This is a genomic window from Nocardioides pinisoli, assembly GCF_024199985.1.
GTDB classification, from domain to species: domain Bacteria; phylum Actinomycetota; class Actinomycetes; order Propionibacteriales; family Nocardioidaceae; genus Nocardioides; species Nocardioides pinisoli.
In genome coordinates, this window is sequence record NZ_JANARS010000005.1 from 153749 (window position 1) to 169259 (window position 15511).

Annotated in this window: 18 protein-coding genes and 2 tRNA genes; 13 read left to right on the forward strand and 7 right to left on the reverse strand. The window is 71.9% G+C overall.

Translation table 11 applies throughout. From position 1 onward, the window contains the following. Positions 1 to 53: 53 nt before the first annotated feature. Positions 54 to 129, forward strand: a tRNA-Arg gene (locus NCI01_RS12460). A 207-nt stretch (positions 130 to 336) separates the two neighbouring features. Here NCI01_RS12460 and NCI01_RS12465 read toward each other — a convergent pair. Continuing rightward, the gene (locus tag NCI01_RS12465) at positions 337 to 954 is read right to left on the reverse strand and encodes a hypothetical protein (RefSeq protein WP_254181811.1); all 618 of its coding nucleotides are present in this window, start codon (positions 952 to 954) and stop codon (positions 337 to 339) included. Between the two features lie 241 nt (positions 955 to 1195). Between NCI01_RS12465 and NCI01_RS12470 the strand changes: the two genes are divergently transcribed. Beyond that, the gene (locus NCI01_RS12470; RefSeq protein WP_254181812.1) at positions 1196 to 1336 is read left to right on the forward strand and encodes a hypothetical protein; all 141 of its coding nucleotides are present in this window, start codon (positions 1196 to 1198) and stop codon (positions 1334 to 1336) included. Here NCI01_RS12470 and NCI01_RS12475 read toward each other — a convergent pair. Together NCI01_RS12475 and NCI01_RS12480 are read right to left on the reverse strand one after the other, a co-directional pair. Further along, the gene (locus NCI01_RS12475) at positions 1333 to 2346 is read right to left on the reverse strand and encodes an adenosine deaminase (protein ID WP_254181813.1); all 1014 of its coding nucleotides are present in this window, start codon (positions 2344 to 2346) and stop codon (positions 1333 to 1335) included. The two genes, NCI01_RS12470 and NCI01_RS12475, sit on opposite strands and share 4 nt — an antisense overlap. A gap of 22 nt (positions 2347 to 2368) precedes the next feature. Then, positions 2369 to 3172 (reverse strand): DsbA family protein, encoded by an 804-nt coding sequence (locus NCI01_RS12480; protein WP_254181814.1) that lies wholly within the window; start codon positions 3170 to 3172, stop codon positions 2369 to 2371. Between the two features lie 76 nt (positions 3173 to 3248). Here NCI01_RS12480 and orn point away from each other — a divergent pair, with 76 nt between their 5' ends. Continuing rightward, entirely contained in the window at positions 3249 to 3893 is a 645-nt protein-coding gene (orn, locus tag NCI01_RS12485; protein ID WP_308213216.1) for an oligoribonuclease, read from the forward strand. 47 nt (positions 3894 to 3940) lie between these two features. Further along, positions 3941 to 4016 (forward strand) — tRNA-His (locus NCI01_RS12490). Between the two features lie 33 nt (positions 4017 to 4049). Here NCI01_RS12490 and NCI01_RS12495 read toward each other — a convergent pair. Further along, the gene (locus NCI01_RS12495; protein WP_254181815.1) at positions 4050 to 4922 is read right to left on the reverse strand and encodes a CPBP family intramembrane glutamic endopeptidase; all 873 of its coding nucleotides are present in this window, start codon (positions 4920 to 4922) and stop codon (positions 4050 to 4052) included. Positions 4923 to 5066: 144 nt separating this feature from the next. Here NCI01_RS12495 and NCI01_RS12500 point away from each other — a divergent pair, with 144 nt between their 5' ends. The 4 genes from NCI01_RS12500 to NCI01_RS12515 all read left to right on the forward strand — a co-directional run bounded on the left by NCI01_RS12500 (position 5067) and on the right by NCI01_RS12515 (position 8572). Continuing rightward, positions 5067 to 6356 carry a sensor histidine kinase gene (locus tag NCI01_RS12500; protein WP_254181816.1) on the forward strand — a complete coding sequence of 430 codons (1290 nt, stop codon included), beginning with the start codon at positions 5067 to 5069 and terminating at the stop codon, positions 6354 to 6356. Continuing rightward, entirely contained in the window at positions 6353 to 6994 is a 642-nt protein-coding gene (locus NCI01_RS12505) for a response regulator (protein ID WP_254181817.1), read from the forward strand. The genes NCI01_RS12500 and NCI01_RS12505 overlap by 4 nt, the downstream gene beginning before the upstream one ends. Positions 6995 to 7094: 100 nt before the next feature. Beyond that, positions 7095 to 7910: a CHASE3 domain-containing protein gene (locus tag NCI01_RS12510; RefSeq protein WP_254181818.1), complete on the forward strand. Its 816-nt coding sequence runs from the start codon at positions 7095 to 7097 to the stop codon at positions 7908 to 7910. Next, complete coding sequence (locus NCI01_RS12515; protein ID WP_254181819.1) at positions 7907 to 8572, forward strand: sensor histidine kinase; 666 nt, start codon at positions 7907 to 7909, stop codon at positions 8570 to 8572. The genes NCI01_RS12510 and NCI01_RS12515 overlap by 4 nt, the downstream gene beginning before the upstream one ends. Before the next feature lie 22 nt (positions 8573 to 8594). Here NCI01_RS12515 and NCI01_RS12520 read toward each other — a convergent pair whose 3' ends face one another. From NCI01_RS12520 to NCI01_RS12530, 3 genes are all read right to left on the reverse strand, one after another. Next, the gene (locus NCI01_RS12520) at positions 8595 to 9719 is read right to left on the reverse strand and encodes an FUSC family protein (RefSeq protein WP_254181820.1); all 1125 of its coding nucleotides are present in this window, start codon (positions 9717 to 9719) and stop codon (positions 8595 to 8597) included. A gap of 77 nt (positions 9720 to 9796) precedes the next feature. Beyond that, on the reverse strand, positions 9797 to 10063 hold the full coding sequence (locus NCI01_RS12525; RefSeq protein WP_254181821.1) for a metal-sensitive transcriptional regulator: 267 nt from the start codon (positions 10061 to 10063) through the stop codon (positions 9797 to 9799). Beyond that, positions 10063 to 10473, reverse strand: a complete 411-nt coding sequence (locus NCI01_RS12530; protein WP_254181822.1) for a DUF302 domain-containing protein — start codon at positions 10471 to 10473, stop codon at positions 10063 to 10065. The genes NCI01_RS12525 and NCI01_RS12530 overlap by 1 nt, the downstream gene beginning before the upstream one ends. 62 nt (positions 10474 to 10535) lie before the next feature. On the opposite strand from NCI01_RS12530, the gene NCI01_RS12535 reads away from it, so the two are divergent. The 5 genes from NCI01_RS12535 to NCI01_RS12555 all read left to right on the forward strand — a co-directional run bounded on the left by NCI01_RS12535 (position 10536) and on the right by NCI01_RS12555 (position 15509). Continuing rightward, positions 10536 to 10844, forward strand: coding sequence for a rhodanese-like domain-containing protein (locus NCI01_RS12535; protein ID WP_254181823.1), 309 nt, complete (start codon positions 10536 to 10538; stop codon positions 10842 to 10844). A 1132-nt stretch (positions 10845 to 11976) separates the two neighbouring features. Continuing rightward, positions 11977 to 12222: a rhodanese-like domain-containing protein gene (locus NCI01_RS12540; protein WP_254181824.1), complete on the forward strand. Its 246-nt coding sequence runs from the start codon at positions 11977 to 11979 to the stop codon at positions 12220 to 12222. Beyond that, positions 12219 to 13049 (forward strand): sulfite exporter TauE/SafE family protein, encoded by an 831-nt coding sequence (locus NCI01_RS12545; protein ID WP_254181825.1) that lies wholly within the window; start codon positions 12219 to 12221, stop codon positions 13047 to 13049. The genes NCI01_RS12540 and NCI01_RS12545 overlap by 4 nt, the downstream gene beginning before the upstream one ends. A gap of 42 nt (positions 13050 to 13091) precedes the next feature. Beyond that, positions 13092 to 15278, forward strand: coding sequence for an MMPL family transporter (locus tag NCI01_RS12550; protein WP_254181826.1), 2187 nt, complete (start codon positions 13092 to 13094; stop codon positions 15276 to 15278). Positions 15279 to 15326: 48 nt separating this feature from the next. Then, positions 15327 to 15509 (forward strand): DUF8730 family Cys-rich protein, encoded by a 183-nt coding sequence (locus tag NCI01_RS12555; RefSeq protein WP_254181827.1) that lies wholly within the window; start codon positions 15327 to 15329, stop codon positions 15507 to 15509. Positions 15510 to 15511: the final 2 nt, after the last annotated feature.

The window sequence follows — 15511 nt, forward strand, 5'->3', positions numbered from 1 at the left end:
CGACCACCTCGCGGCGCGCGGGTGCGTTGCTACTGGGATACTGCTGCCCGCTGGCCCCCGTGGCGCAATGGATAGCGCAACGGCCTTCTAATCCGTGGGTTGCAGGTTCGAGTCCTGCCGGGGGCGCCACGTGCCGCTCGCGCACGCCGACACGCCCGCAGAGGTCCCCGACGCGGCGGGCCTGCACCAGCAGGATGTGGTCAGGCCCCGCCACGTATGAGGTAGCGGGGCCGAACGCTTGCCCGGCAGCGACCGGTGCGCAGACGTACGACGGCCCGGAGCAGGAGGTCTCGCCTCCCGCTCCGGGCCGTCAGTCGCGTACGGACGTCCTGGACCTCAGACGCCCAGGTTGAGCGCTGCCAGGATCTGGTTGAGCAGCGTCTGCAGCTGGCCGAGGAGGCCGGCGAGCGGGCCCCCGTCGAGCAGCCCCACGACGGCGCACAGCAGGTTGCCGAGCAGGTTGCCGGCACCGGCAACGGCGGTGATGTCGAGCACGACGCGCTGCAGGTCGATCTGCAGCCCCAGGATGTTGAGGTCCAGCGGACCGAGCACCAGGTTGAGGATGTCGCAGGCCGCGGCGTTGGCCGCGACGCGGCCGTCGGTCACCGAGGCGCCGTTGATCTTCTTGATCGGGATCGTCTGGATGCCCGAGAACTTCGTGTCGGGTCCGGCGTCCTTGATGACGCCGCTCAGGAAGCCCTTCATGTAGAGCACGCCGTCACGCTCGACGACCTTGATCGGGGTGAACGAGCCACCCACCTTGTCGCCGTTGGACGTCTTGCCGATGACCTTGCTCTTGATCTTGCCGGCGTCGGACTTGCCGACCACGGAACGGCTCGAGGTCTCGGGCGCTGACGCGCTCGCACCGGTGAGCGAGGTGAGACCGACGGTCATGGCCAGGGCGACCACCGCCCCTGCGGCGAGCCGCCGGGCTACGTGCGTGAACTGGTTCATGTTCCCCTCCGAGTGAATTGCCTCCCGCAGAGCAGCATCTGCCGCTCCCTCCGCTCGACGCTAGGGACCTGCGCTGCCGCCGGTCATACCCCTTGGGGTGCTGACACCCGGTCGAACTCGCGGTTACGCCCGCGGCCACCGCCCTGAGGGTGAAGACGCTCATGCGGCGCACCTCTCCGGGTACGGACCGGCTGTCCACTCCCCCCACCAGATCGGAGTCCCGATGACCCAGGACCTGGGCTTGAGCCTCCTGACCGTGCTCGGCGTGCTCGCCGGCATCGGAGCACTGCTGTACGTCCTCGCGGTGCTCGACCCCACCAACGTGCGCACGGCCAAGCAGCTCCCGTCGCACCGCGGGGCCCGCGGTCGCACCGACACCTAGCCGGCGACGTACGCCTCGATCTCGTCGGCGATGCGTGCCTTGACGTCCGCCGGGGCGAACGACGCCTCGACCGCCGTGCGCGCCAGGTCGGCGACGCCCCGCTCGTCGAGGTCGAGCAGGCCGGCCGCCACCTCGTAGTCACCGTTGAGCGACGTGGCGAACATCGGCGGGTCGTCGGAGTTGATCGTCACCGTCACGCCGGCCTCGACGAACGTCCGCAGCGGGTGGTCCTCGATCCGGTCGACGGCCCGGGTCGCGATGTTGGACGTCGGGCACACCTCCAGCACCACGCCGGAGTCGGCCAGGTGCGCGAGGAGCTCGGGGTCCTGCGCCGCCGAGACGCCGTGGCCGATGCGCTCGGCGCCGAGCAGGCGCAGGGACTCCCAGATGGTCTCCGGCCCGGTCGTCTCCCCCGCGTGCGGCACCGAGCGCAGGCCGGCGGCGCGGGCGGTGTCGAAGTGGGTCCTGAACTGCGCCCGCGGAACGCCGATCTCGGGCCCGCCGAGCCCGAAGCCCACCAGGGCGTCGGTGCGGTGCTCCAGTGCGTACGCGAGCGTCGCGTCGGCCGCCGGGATGCCCGACTCGCCGGGGATGTCGTAGATCCACTGCAGCACGAGCCCGAAGTCACGCTCGGCCGCGACCCGCGCGTCCTCGATGGCCTCGGTGTAGGCCTCGATCGCGATGCCGCGGGCCACCGAGGTGTAGGGCGTGCAGGTGAGCTCGGCGTAGCGCAGGTTCTGCCCCTCGGCCATCTCGCGGGCGACCTCGTAGGTCAGCAGCCGGACGTCCTCGGGCGTGCGGACCAGGTCGACGACGGCGAGGTAGACCTCGATGAAGTGGGCGAAGTCGCGGAAGGTGAAGAACTCCCGCAACGCCTCGAGGTCGGACGGGACACCGGCCGCCGGGTGGCGTGCCGCGAGCTCGGAGACGATCCGCGGCGACGCCGACCCGACGTGGTGGACGTGGAGCTCGGCCTTGGGCAGGCCGGCGATGAAGGACTGGAGACTCACGCCCCGCAGTGTCGCAGAGCCGTCAGCCGACCATCTGGGCAGCGATGTCCTGCAGGGTCTCGCCCTCGACGACCTCGCCGTCGACGAGCACCGTCGGGGTCGAGTTGACGTCCGCGTCGCCCGCAGCCTCGCCCGCGGCCTCCACCCAGCCCTCGAAGGCCATGTCCTCGATGCCGGGGCGTACGGCGTCCTCCTCCGCACCGGCCTCGACGGCCCACTCGACGAGCTGGTCGTTGTCGGGGAAGGGACCCGACTCCGGCGGCTGGTTGTCGAACAGCAGGTCGTGGAACTCCTTGGCGACCTCGGGACCGGACTCGTCGAGCACCACGGCGAACGCGTTGGCCGCCTGCGGCGAGTAGTCGCTGATCCGCTCGAGGAACGCGATCGGGCGGTACTCGACGGTGACGTCGCCCGCCTCGACGGCCTCGTCGAGCTGGTCGCCGACGGTCTGCTCGAGCTGGCCGCAGAAGGGACAGAGGAAGTCCTCGTAGATCACGATCGACTTCGGCGCGTCGGCCTCGCCCACGACCAGGCCGTAGTCGTCGCTGGCACCGGCGGGCGCGGTGTCGGGCTTGTCGGAGCCGAGGTTGGTGACGAGGAAGTAGCCGCCGATCATCAGGACCAGCACGGCACCGATCAGGCCGAAGCGGGTGAGCTGCTCCTTGCGCTTTGCCTTCTTGCGACGCTCCTCGGCCTCCGCCCGCGCGCGCTCGGTCCGCGCCCGCCGGGCCTCCCGCTTGGCCGCGGTCGCCGCCTTCTCCTCGGCGGTCCTGTGCGAGCTCTTCTTCTGCGCCATCGAGGCTTCCTCCGTGATCGGGGTACTCATGTGCCGGTGCTGCGTCCCCGAGCCTATGAGGCGAGGCTGAGTCGACCCTGAGAGCGTCCAAGTAGGGTTGCCCGTCGTGAGCGACAGACTGGTGTGGATCGACTGCGAGATGACCGGACTCGACCTGGGCGCGGACGCCCTGATCGAGGTCGCGGCCCTCGTGACGGACTTCGAGCTCAACGTCCTCGGCGAGGGCGTCGACGTCGTCATCAAGCCGTCGCAGGAGGCCCTGGACCAGATGGTGGAGTTCGTGCGGTCCATGCACGAGAAGTCCGGCCTGCTCGACGCGCTCGACAGCGGCGTCACGCTCGCCGAGGCCGAGCAGATGGTGCTCGACCACATCAAGGAGCACTGCGCCGACGGGAGCCGCCCACCACTCGCCGGCAACACCGTGGCGACCGACCGCGCCTTCCTGGCCCGTGACATGCCGGGGCTCGAGTCGTTCCTGCACTACCGGATCGTCGACGTCTCGTCGATCAAGGAGCTGTCCCGCCGGTGGTACCCGCGCGCCTACTTCGCCGCGCCCACCAAGCGGGGCAACCACCGCGCGCTCGCCGACATCCAGGAGAGCATCGAGGAGCTGCGCTACTACCGCGAGGCCGTCTTCGTGCCCCAGCCCGGCCCCGACAGCGCCAGCGCCAAGGAGATCGCCGCGCGCCACGGCGGGCAGCTCACCGGACTCGGCCCGGACACCGACGCCGATTCCGGATCCGCCGGCTGAGTGCCCTACACTTCTCGTCGTCCGCAGCCGGAACGCTGCGGGACATGGTGGGTATAGCTCAGCTGGTAGAGCGCCGCCTTGTGGTGGCGGATGTCGCGGGTTCAAGTCCCGTTACTCACCCCAGACAGATCGAGCCCCTGACCTGCAGAGATGCGGTCAGGGGCTCGAGTCGTTCGCGCCGGATCGCGTGCCCACGTGGGACCCACCGGCGGATGCTGGAGAGGTGTCCGGCACGTCCATCTCGACCGCAGCACCAGGAGCATGGCCCCGACCGCTGGCGAGGTGGAGGACGAACGCCATGGCTCCTGCGAGGGCGTACACCAGGGCGAGGAGGAGGTCGAGGCGGTCGCGGTCGGGCCCGGTGACCATGGAGAAGAAGAATGTCGCGCCGAAGGCGTTGACCGACGCGTGCCAGACAGCCGCCAAGGTCCAGGAGCCACGTCGGTGTTGCAGCATCAACAGGGCGATGACCTGGAATCCGGCATTGGCGAGGACAGCGATCGAGAGTGGCATGTGACCCGTGAGGACGAGCGGCATGTGCCACAGGATCCGAAGGGGAGCCAGGACTGCGAACGCTCCGAGCAGCCCGAAGCGGCGAAGCAGGATCGGTGCAGCGAACGCAGTCCACCCCGCCTCCTCGCCCAACCCGACCAGGACCAGCATGGCCACGAACGTCACCGGCACCTCGGGCCAGGCGCCGAGCTGGGCGCCGGTGGGCAGGGGTGCACCCAGGAGGTGATTCACGAACACGATGGATACGTCCAGGAGTAGTGGCGCAACCACCGCAAGCAGGTACAGCCAGGGCGATGCTGCCCAGGTGCGGAGGGACCGCCCCCCGCCGCGGAGAGCAGCCCGTCCCTGGCAGGACGTGACGACAAGGGCGGCCAGCGCCGGCCCGAGCGGCATGTTCTCGGGGTTGGTTCCCAGGCCGACGGCGGCAAGCCCGTACGCCGACCAGCCGAACAGGCAGGCGAGCAACGCGAACGCGGAGATCGGGTGACTCCGTACGAGGTGGACGGGCGAGGACATGGGGACTCCCTGGGTAGTGCCACCCCGAACGAAGCGGCACCACCACAGTCCTGCGTCGAAGACGAGTCGGGCATCGGACGCCGGACTCGACCTTCAGCGGTACTCGGGACCCGTGCCACGTCCCCAGTGTCATTCCCCAGACCGATGTCGCCCGCGAGCGGCGGACCTAGTCTGGTCGGACTCCAGGAGGCGGGACCCATGACGTCGAACGCTGTGCCGATGATCGATCAGCCCCGCCGCGGCGTAGGAAGCCAGGGCGGCCAGCTCGCGTTCGACATGCTCCTGGCCGTGGTGTGCCTGGGGGTCACGCTGGCGATCAACCTCAGCGGCTCCGAGTCCGTCCCCGCGAACCGCGACCACGACGCCCTGACCGTGGGACTGACCGTGCTGGCGGTGGGCAGCATCGCGCTTCGACGCCGCTGGCCATTGGGGGTCCTGCTGGTGACGATTGCCGGAGTCCTCGCACTGGTCGTGGTGAAGGGCACCGTGGGGCCGGCGACACTCGGGCCCATCGTTGCGGCATACACCGCAGCGGCTCACGGCAGCGCCCGCACCGCCCACAGAGCCATCCTCGCGGTGGTCGTGGCGCTGGCGCTCACGTGGTTCCTGGACCCTGTGGACCTCAGCGGTGAGGGAGCGGTGCTCACCGCGATCGTCTTCGCCGCCGTGCTTCTCCTCGGCACCGGAACACGAGAGCGGCGCGACCGCTCCGTGGCCGATGTCTCGGCCGCCGAACAACGTGTGGCGCTGGAGCGGGAGCGGGCCGATGTGGAGCGCGAACGGGCTCTGCAGAGCGCGACCGTGGAGCGCCTTCGGATCACTCGCGAGCTTCACGACGTGCTGGGTCACGCCCTGAGTGTGATGGTCGTGCAGGCGGGGGCGGCCGGACGGCTGTTGGACACCGACGACCGAGGACGGGCCCGCGAAGCCGTGGCCGAGATCGAACGCACCGGGCGGCAGTCGATGACCGAGATGCGCCACCTGCTCGGGATCCTGCGTGACGGCGAGCCCGGGCCCGCCGCCTCGCCCCGCAGGCCCTCCCCGAGCCTCGAGGACGTCGACGCCCTGGTGGCCCGCGTGGGCGAGGCGGGGCTCGACGCCACCGTGACGGTGCGTGGGAGCCGGGGCACCGTGGCCGCCGGCGTCGACCTTGCCGCGTACCGGATCGTGCAGGAAGCCCTCACCAACTGCCTCAAGCACTCGGGCGCCACCCACGCCTCGGTCCTGGTGGACTACCGGACGCGCGAGGTCGAGGTCGAGGTCGTCGACGACGGACGGGGTGCGAGTGCCGTGGAGGAGGAGTCCGTCACGGGGCACGGCGTGGCCGGGATGCACGAACGGGTGGCCATGTACGGCGGCGACCTGGCCGTCGGCAGCCGTCCTGGTGGGGGCTTCAGCGTCCAGGCGACCTTCCCGCGCGAGTTGACGCCATGATCCGGCTGGTGGTGGCTGACGACCAGGCGCTCGTGCGCTCGGGCTTCTCCATGATCCTCGGCGCAGAGCCCGGGATCGACGTCGTCGCTGAGGCAGCCGACGGCACGCAGGCGCTGGCCGCTGCCCGAGTGCACCAACCCGACGTAGTGCTCATGGACATCCGGATGCCGGGCATGGATGGGATCGAGGCGACCCGACACATCACCTCGAGCCCCCTGACCGCCAGCGTCCATGTGCTGGTGCTGACGACCTTCGCGGCCGACGACTACGTCGTTGCGGCGCTGCGGGCCGGGGCCAGCGGGTTCGTGTTGAAGGACACCGAGCCCTCCGAGCTGGTCCGGGCCGTGCGGGTCGTCGCCGCCGGCCACGCCCTTCTGGCCCCTGAGGTCACCCGGCGGATGCTGCATCTGTTCGCCCAGGGAGAGCGTGAGGCACTCACCCTCCCTCCGCTCACCCGGCGCGAGCACGAGGTCCTGGTGGCCCTGGCGCTGGGTCTGTCGAACCTCGAGATCGCGGACCGGCTCGTCGTGAGCTACTCGACCGTGAAGACCCACGTCAGTCACCTGCTCACCAAGCTCGAAGCCCGCGACCGTGCTCAGCTCGTGATGCTCGCGCACCGCGCGGGTCTTGGCGGCTGAGCGCGGTCCCGGGCGGGACCTGTGCGTCCCTGCTCGGGACCTTGGGCACTGCCGGGCGGTCGGCGCTGGCGCCGACGCTGGAGGGGTGGAGGTGACCCCGGTGACCGATGGCCCCGCCCGGCCGCCGCGAGCGTCGCTGCGGTCCATGGTGTACGGCGTCACGCTCGGGCTGCTGCTCATCCTCGGCTTCACCACGGCATGGGCCGCAACGGCGCGGCTCCACGTCGCGGAGGCACAGCAGGAGCTGCGCGACACGGTCCTGCCGGCGTCGGGGGACGTGTCCCAGCTGACGGCGGCGTACAGCGACCAGCAGCGAGGGGTCCGCGGCTACCTCCTCACCGGGAATCCCGAGCTCCTGGAGCCGTGGCGGGAGGGGCGGGCCCGCGGCGCTGCCCTCGAGCACGAGCTCGAGCACCTCCTCGCCTCCGACGACGTGTCAGCCGCACTGGTCGCCGAGGTGTCGAGGAGTGGCAGGACGTGGCGGACCGAGCACGTGAGGCCCGCCCTCGCGCAGCAACGCGCCATCGGGAGCATCGAGTCCCTGTCCTCCGGGGAGGTCCGCGCAGGTGCTGCGGCGTTCGAACAGGTGCGCACCCGGCTGGACCAGCTGAGCACCCGCATGGAGACGCGCACGGACGATCGGTTCGACGACGTCGCGGCCGCGCATCGGCTGACCAGCATCGCGGTCGGCTCTGCGGTGGTGCTGGCCGTCGCGACCGCTGCTGCCGCCGTCCTGCTGGTCCGCCGGTGGCTGGTCCGCCCCATGGACCGACTGCTCGCCGGGGTGGCCGAGGCGGCACGACCCCCACACCCGGCCCGGTCACGGCTCAGGGAACCGTCGAGCTGTGGTCCCTCGCCGCCGGCGTGGAGTCGCTCCGGCTCGGCATGCACGAGAGCGCACGGGAGCTCGCCTTGACGCGCCGCGAGCTCACCTTGCGGCGCGAACGCGAGCGGCTGGCGGCTGACCTGCACGACCTCGTGATCCAGAGGGTCTACGCGCTGGGCCTCTCCCTCAGCATGTTGGCCAGGCGCCACCCCGAGCTGAGGGACCAGCTGGAGCCACTCGTCCAGGAGACCGACCTCGTGACCGGCGAGCTGAGGGAGGTCATCTTCGACCTACGGCACGGGCCGACGACGCTGCAGGCGCTGGGCGAGCTGGCCCGCGATCTCATCGAGGACTCCTCGCGCGTCCTCGGCTTCGAGCCGGATCTCCACGTCCTCGGCAGCGCCGACGCCCCGATCGGCGAAGACGTCGCCCACGAGGCGCTCGCCGTGCTGCGCGAGGCACTCAGCAACGTCGCCAGGCACGCCGGCGCGTCAGCGGTCGAGGTGTCGGTCGGCGTGCAGGACGGGGACGTCGTGATCCGCGTGGCCGACGACGGCGCGCGGGACGTGGCCGTCCCGTCGGCGGACGGTCACGGACTGCGCAACATGCGGGCCCGGGCGGTGCGCCTGGGCGGGCAGATGGACATCGCGCGGCCCGGACGGGGAACCACGGTGACGTGGCGGGTGCCGACGTGCGAGCGCGGCAGTGTCGACGCGCCGGACGGGGTGGAGGGGCTGGACCAGGTCGAATGACCCCGGGGTCGCGCGGGTGGGCTCAACGCCACGCGGCGCCGCGACGCTGCGGCACGCGCAGCGGGACCCGCGCGTGTCCGATCGGGTTGGCCTCGGCGACGAGGTCCATCGCGTCGATGATGTTGCGCAGGTTGATGATCAGCGCGCCGTAGACCGGCCACTCGGGCGAGCGCTCGGTGGACCGGAGCTCCTCGGTGAGGGCCTCCAGCCGGCGGCGTACGTCGAGCAGCGCGGCGGGGTCGGCCTCACTGGTGGCGCGGCCGGCGTCGCCGAGCATCGAGATCCACGCATCGGCGAAGGCCTCGCCCCACGTGTCGCGGTGCGCGCTCTGGCCGCCCAGCGTGCGCGCGAGGCTGCGGGTCTCGGCGACCGCCTGCTCCATGCGCCGCAGCAGGCCGTGCCACTGCTCGGGGTTGCGCATCGCGCGCGCCTGGCGCCGCGGGTTCAGCCGGGCGCTCTCCTCGGCCTGCCGGACCAGCGCCCAGGCCTGCTCGAGGTCGCCGTCGAGATCGCGCGTGCGCTCGACCCACGCGGCGACGTCCGCCTCCTGGCACCCCTCCCCCAGTCCGCCGGCCATGTCGGCGAGCAGCTCGCCGACGCCGTCGTCGATCCGGTCGAGCGCCTTCGCGGCCGTGTGCCGGCGCAGGGGCGGCCACACGATCACGTTGACGAGCAGGCCGACGGCGACGCCGATGGCGGTGTCGATGAGCCGGGAGATGAGCATGACGTCGCTCTCGAACCCGGTGGTGAGGACCACGAGACCGGTCGTGGCGATGGTGGTGGCCTCGGCACCGAGCCACGGCACCGACCCGAGGACCAGCGCCACCACGAGCAGCAGCGCGATCGCCCCGGTGCTCAGCCCCAACGTCTCACCCACGACGGTGGCGAGCAGCACCGCGACGACGGTCGCGGCGACCTGCTGCATGCCCTTGGAGAAGGTGCGGTAGACGGTGGCGTGCACCACGAGCAGGGCCGCCCACGGCGCCAGGAACGGCTGTGGGAGGTCCAGCAGACTGGCCGCGATGACCCACGCCGCGACGGCTGCGAACACCGTCTTGGCCAGCTGCAGCAGGTCGTTCCACCAGATCGGGTCGCCGAGCCGGTCGTCGACCCGCTCCCTGAGCTTCTCCCCCACGCTGTCCCTCATACGGGCTCCTCTCCCTCGCCGATCGACACTACGGCGGTGGTCGAGGGGCTCGCCTCACCCCCCGCGCTGGGCACGGGTCAGGCCAGGGAGAGGAAGAGCTTCTCCATCTTCTTGACGTCGAGGCTGTCGATGTCGCCGTCGCCGGCCACGAGGCACTGCTGCAGCCCGGAGGCGACGATGGCGAAGCCGGCGCGGTCGAGCGCCTTGGACACCGCCGCCAGCTGGGTGACGACGTCCTCGCAGTCGCGCCCCTCCTCGAGGAGGCGGAGCACGCCGGCGAGCTGTCCCTGGGCGCGCTTGATGCGGTTGATGACGGGCGTCATCTCGTCGGGGTCGAGCTGCATCAGTCCTCCTCGGGGGACGGGGCGAGGGCGGCGAGGGCCGCGGTGAGTCGCTGCTTGGCGTCGGCCGCGACGGAGTCCAGGGCCCCGGCTCCGGCCAGCCCCATCATGGCGTCGGGGTCGAAGGCCTCGACCAGGGTGGTCGAGTCGTCGAGGGCGCGTACGACGACGTTGCACGGCAGCACGGCCGCGATCGACGGGTCGACCTGGATCGCCTCGTAGGCCAGCGGCGGCCTGCAGGCACCGAGGATCACCTGCGGCGGGAGGTCGACCCCGAGCTTGGCCTTCATCGTGGCCGCGAGGTCGATCTCGGTCAGGATCCCGAACCCCTGGTCCGCGAGTGCTGTGCGGGTGGCCTCGACTGCGTCCGCATAGGGACGGTCCAGCCGGGTCGAGAGTGTGTAGTCAGCCATGGGGCCAGCATACCCCCGGGGGTGTTTTGCGTTCTCCTCGGATACCCCCTAGGGTATTTCTCATGACGCCCGAGATCACCATCGAGGAGTTCGCCGCAGCGCGGGAGGACGGCACCACCGTCGACGTGCGCGAGCGCGCCGAGTACGCCCAGGTCCACGTCCCGGGAGCGGTGCTGATGCCGATGGGACAGCTGGCCGCGCGCCTCGGGGAGCTCGACCGCTCCCGCCCCGTCCACGTCATCTGCGCCACGGGCAACCGCTCGAAGGCGATGACCGACCTGCTCGTCGCCCAGGGGTTCGACGCCATGTCGGTCGCCGGCGGCACCCAGGCCTGGATCGCCTCCGGCCGCGCGGTGGGGGTGGGCCTGTGACGACCGACCTGACCGTCCTGGTGATCGACACGCCCACCCTCGGCGACCGGAGCTACCTCGTGCACGACGGCGAGGTGGCACTGGTGGTCGACCCGCAGCGCGACATCGACCGCGTCCTCGCCCTCCTCGACGAGCACGGCGTACGCCTCACGCACGTCTTCGAGACCCACATCCACAACGACTACGTCACCGGCGGCCTCGCGCTCGCGGAGCGGACCGGTGCCCACTACCTCGTCAATGGCGAGGACGACGTCTCCTTCTCCCGCACCCCCGTAGCGGACGGAGACGTCGTCGAGGTGGGTGGACGCATGCGCATCACCGCGCTGGCGACCCCCGGCCACACGTTCACCCACCTCTCCTACCTCCTCGTCGACACGGCCGCCGAGGGCGACCAGCACGTCGGGGTGTTCTCCGGCGGCTCGCTGCTCTACGGCGCGACCGGGCGCCCCGACCTCCTCGGGCCCGAGCACACCCACGAGCTCGTGCACCACCAGCACGCCTCGGCCCACCGGCTCGCCGACCTGCTGCCGGACGAGGCGGAGGTCTACCCGACCCACGGCTTCGGCTCCTTCTGCTCGGCCACGCAGTCCGACGCCGCGTCGTCGACCATCGGCCGCGAGAGGCGGGCCAACCCGGTGCTGACGCAGGACGAGCAGACCTACGTCGACGAGCTGCTCGCCGGGCTCGGCCCGTGGCCGGCCTACTACGCGCACATGGCCCCGGCCAACAGCGCCGGCCCGTCCGAGCCCGACCTGTCGCCCCCGGCTCTCGCGGACGCGACCGAGCTGCGGCGCCGCATCGAGGCCGGCGAGTGGGTCGTCGACCTCCGCAACCGCACCGCCTTCGCCGCCGGCCACGCGCCGGGCACGCTCAACTTCGGCCTCGACGGCGGCTTCGCGACCTACCTCGGGTGGCTGATCACCTGGGGGACGCCCGTCACGCTCCTCGGCGAGACCGCCGCGGACGTCGCCGAGGCCCAGCGCGAGCTGGTCCGCATCGGCATCGACCGCCCCGCCGCCCACGCGACCGGCGGCCCCGAGGACTGGAGCGACCGCGCGCTCAGCTCCTTCGCGACGGCGACCTTCGCCGACCTCGCGCACGTTCGCACCACCGCGAGGTCGTCGTCCTCGACGTGCGGCGCGCCGACGAGCACGACGCCGCGCGGATCAGCGATGCCGTCAACATCCCCCTGCACGAGCTGTGGGACCGGCTCGACGACATTCCGGCCGGCGACGTGTGGGTGCACTGCGCGGGCGGCTACCGCGCGTCGGTCGCCGCCTCGATGCTCGACGCCGCCGGGCGCCGGCTCGTGGCGATCGACGACTCCTTCGACAACGCCGAGCAGGTCGGGCTGCACCTCGTGGGGCCCCAGGCGTGATCGAGCTCCTGCTCGCCGTCGTCGCCGGCGCGCTCATCGGCCTGAGCCTGGGTGCGCTCGGCGGCGGCGGCTCCATCCTGGCCGTGCCGGTGCTCCTCGCGCTCGGCCAGTCCCCCGCGCAGGCGACCACCGGGTCGCTGGTCGTCGTCGGCGTGACCTCCCTCGCGGGGGCCGTCACCGCCCGACGTGCCGGCAACGTCCTGCTCGCCCGCGGCATCGCGTTCGGGACGGTCGCCATCGGCGGCGCCGTCGCGGGCGCCCACCTGTCGTCCGCGGTCCCCGAGGCGGTGCTGCTGGCCGCCTTCTCCGCGCTGATGCTCCTGGTGGCGGGCCTGATGACACTCCGCCAGGTCCGCGGCCGACGAGGCGCCGGCGCCCACGCGGCGGCGCTCGAGCGACCGCAGCTCGACGACCCGATCATCACGTTCAGCCCCACCTTCATGTGCCAGTGCCCACGCGCGCTCAAGGTGCTCGTCACCGCGACCGCCGTCGGCCTGCTCACCGGGTTCCTCGGCGTCGGCGGCGGCTTCCTCGTCGTCCCCGCGCTGCTCCTCGCGCTCGCCCTGCCGATGCGCTACGCCACCGGCACCTCGCTGGTCGTCATCACCGTCACCAGCGCCGCCGCCCTCGCCGCCCGGGCCGGGGCCGGCGTCGTGCCGGACTGGCGCCTCGTCGTCACCCTCACCCTCACCGCCGTCGCCGGGTCCGTCCTCGGGGCACGCCTCGCCGCGCGCACCGACACCCGCCGACTCTCCGCAGCCTTCACCGGGCTCGTCCTCGCCGTGGCGGCCTACGTCGCCGTGCTGGCGTTGCCCGCCCTCGTCTGACCCCTGATCCCCGATCCCCGAACTCCGACAGGAGCACGCTCCATGACGTCGACGGCCGCCCGCCGCCACGCTGCCCCCTCACCCCGTCGCAGCCTCCGTCACGACTCCGACCTCGACCACCGTCCCGGCCCGCTCGGGCGGCTCGGCGTGTGGGTGACCCACCACCGGCGGCTGACCGCGGGCGTCTGGGTCCTCCTCGTCATCGGCCTCGGGGTGTTCGCCCCGAAGGTCGAGGCCAACCTCTCGGGTGCGGGCTGGCAGGCCGACGGCTCGGAGTCCGTGGCCGTGCGCGAGATGGCGACCGAGAGCTTCGGCGGCAACGCGAGCTCGGCGATCCAGGTCGTCGTGCACAGCACGGACGGCCCGGTGACCGAGGGTCGCGGCGGCGACGTGCTCGACGAGGTCACGTCCGCCCTCGAGGCCGAGCCACGCATCGCCGACGTCATCGTCCCGCAGCCCGGTGCCACTCTCAGCCAGGACGGCAGCACCGCCGTCGTCCTCGCCGGCGCCGGGGCGGACCCCAACGAGATGGTCCGGGTCGCCGACGACCTCAAGGGCGAGCTCGAGGCCCTCTCGGGTGACGGCATCGAGGTCAACCCGACGGGCGCCTCGCTGCTCTGGTCGGACTTCAACGAGGCCAACCTCGAGGCGATGCTGAAGTCGGAGATGCTCTCCTGGCCGGTGACGCTGGCCATCCTGGTGCTCGCGTTCGGCGCCCTCGTCGCTGCCGGCCTCCCCCTGATCCTCACCCTCGCCGGGCTCGTCGCCTCGGCAGGCTCGCTGGTGCTCATCAACGAGCTCGTGCCCGTCTCCATCTGGGCGATGAACTTCGCGATGATGTTCGCCCTGGCGCTCGGCATCGACTACGCGCTGTTCCTCGTCGTCCGCTTCCGCGCGGCGCGGATGGGACACCACGAGACCCCGCGCCGGGCCATCGCCGAGACGATGGACACCGCCGGCAAGGCGGTCCTGCTCTCCGGCATCACCGTGCTCGTCTCGCTCTCGGCGGTGATGCTCGTGCCCTCGCCGTCCTTCCGGTCCATGGCCGGCGGCATCATGCTCGCGGTGACCTTCGTGCTGGCCGCGACGCTCACCCTGCTGCCACTCGTCCTGTTCTCGCTCGACCACCGCATCAACAAGCTGGCACTGAAGTGGGTCCACACCGGCGAGCACCGCTCGCCGAGGTTCGCCGCATGGGGCGAGCGGCTCTGGAAGCGTCCGGTCGCCTTCGGCCTCGCCTCGCTCGTCGTGCTGCTGGCGCTCGCGGCTCCCGTCCTCGGCCTGCGGACCGCGATGCCCTCCATCCAGGTGCTGCCCGAGGAGGCCAGCGCCCGCGTCGGCTACGACAGGGTCCAGGAGGCCTTCGGCGATGGTGCCCCGGGCACGCTGCAGGTCGTCGCGGACGAGGCGGACGCCGAGGCGACGTACGACGCCCTGGTGGCCGACCGCGGCATCGCGGGCGCGATGCCGGCCGTGCCCGCGGCGGACGACAGCGGGACCGTGCTGATCTCGGCCGTGCCGACCGTCGACCCGTCCGACCCGGCGCTCGGCCCGACCGTCGACCGGCTGCGTGCCGACCTGCCGGCCTCGGCCCTCGTCGGCGGCGCCGCGGTGGAGAACCTCGACCTCAAGGCCCAGCTCGACGAGTCGACCCCGCTCGTCATCGGCGTGGTGCTCGGCCTCGGCTTCCTGCTCCTCCTCGTCGCCCTGCAGGCGCCGCTGATCTCACTGCTCGGCACCCTCGCCAGCCTGCTCTCGACGGCCGCCGCATTCGGCGTGGCGCGGCTCGTCTTCCAGGACGGCATCGGCGCCGACCTGCTCGGCTTCGAGCCGCAGGGCTTCCTCGACGCGTGGGCCCCGGTGTTCTTCTTCGCGATGATCTTCGCGATCGCCATGGACTACACCGTCTTCCTCCTCGCCTCCGCGAAGGAGCACTACGAGCGCTCGGGCGACCCCCACGAAGCGATGGTGGGCTCGCTGGCCCACTCCGGCCGGGTGATCTTCGCCGCCGGCGCCGTGATGGTCGCGGTGTTCCTCACCTTCGCGCTGTCGGGCCCGCTCCCACCCAAGGAGATGGGCATCGTGCTCGGCGTCGCGGTGCTGCTCGACGCGTTCCTCGTCCGCCTCGTGCTGCTGCCGGTGACGCTCCGGCTGACCGGCCGGGCAGCATGGTGGACTCCACGCTGGCTCACCCGCGTCCTGCCCACCATCACGTTCTCGCACGGCTGATCCCCGCCGGCGCGACCCACCCCACACCCCACCTGAAGGAGAACCACCATGTGTCGACCAGTGCGATGCAAGACCTGCGGCAAGACCACCTGGGCCGGCTGCGGCCAGCACGTCGGGCAGGTCAAGGCCGGCGTCCCGGCGAAGGACTGGTGCAACGGCCAGCACACCGCAGCCGAGAAGGCCGCCAGCGGGTCCGGCGGCGGCTTCCTCTCGCGGCTGTTCGGCCGCTGACC

Excerpts from the sequence above, each read along its gene's own strand:
- NCI01_RS12555 (WP_254181827.1), top strand. The coding sequence starts at position 15,327 with ATGTGTCGACCAGTGCGATGCAAGACCTGCGGCAAGACCACCTGGGCC.
- NCI01_RS12500 (WP_254181816.1), top strand. The coding sequence starts at position 5,067 with ATGTCGCCCGCGAGCGGCGGACCTAGTCTGGTCGGACTCCAGGAGGCG.
- NCI01_RS12550 (WP_254181826.1), top strand. The coding sequence starts at position 13,092 with ATGACGTCGACGGCCGCCCGCCGCCACGCTGCCCCCTCACCCCGTCGC.
- NCI01_RS12480 (WP_254181814.1), bottom strand. The coding sequence starts at position 3,172 with ATGAGTACCCCGATCACGGAGGAAGCCTCGATGGCGCAGAAGAAGAGC.
- NCI01_RS12525 (WP_254181821.1), bottom strand. The coding sequence starts at position 10,063 with ATGCAGCTCGACCCCGACGAGATGACGCCCGTCATCAACCGCATCAAG.
- NCI01_RS12505 (WP_254181817.1), top strand. The coding sequence starts at position 6,353 with ATGATCCGGCTGGTGGTGGCTGACGACCAGGCGCTCGTGCGCTCGGGC.
- NCI01_RS12465 (WP_254181811.1), bottom strand. The coding sequence starts at position 954 with ATGAACCAGTTCACGCACGTAGCCCGGCGGCTCGCCGCAGGGGCGGTG.
- NCI01_RS12530 (WP_254181822.1), bottom strand. The coding sequence starts at position 10,473 with ATGGCTGACTACACACTCTCGACCCGGCTGGACCGTCCCTATGCGGAC.
- NCI01_RS12520 (WP_254181820.1), bottom strand. The coding sequence starts at position 9,719 with ATGAGGGACAGCGTGGGGGAGAAGCTCAGGGAGCGGGTCGACGACCGG.
- NCI01_RS12495 (WP_254181815.1), bottom strand. The coding sequence starts at position 4,922 with ATGTCCTCGCCCGTCCACCTCGTACGGAGTCACCCGATCTCCGCGTTC.
- NCI01_RS12535 (WP_254181823.1), top strand. The coding sequence starts at position 10,536 with ATGACGCCCGAGATCACCATCGAGGAGTTCGCCGCAGCGCGGGAGGAC.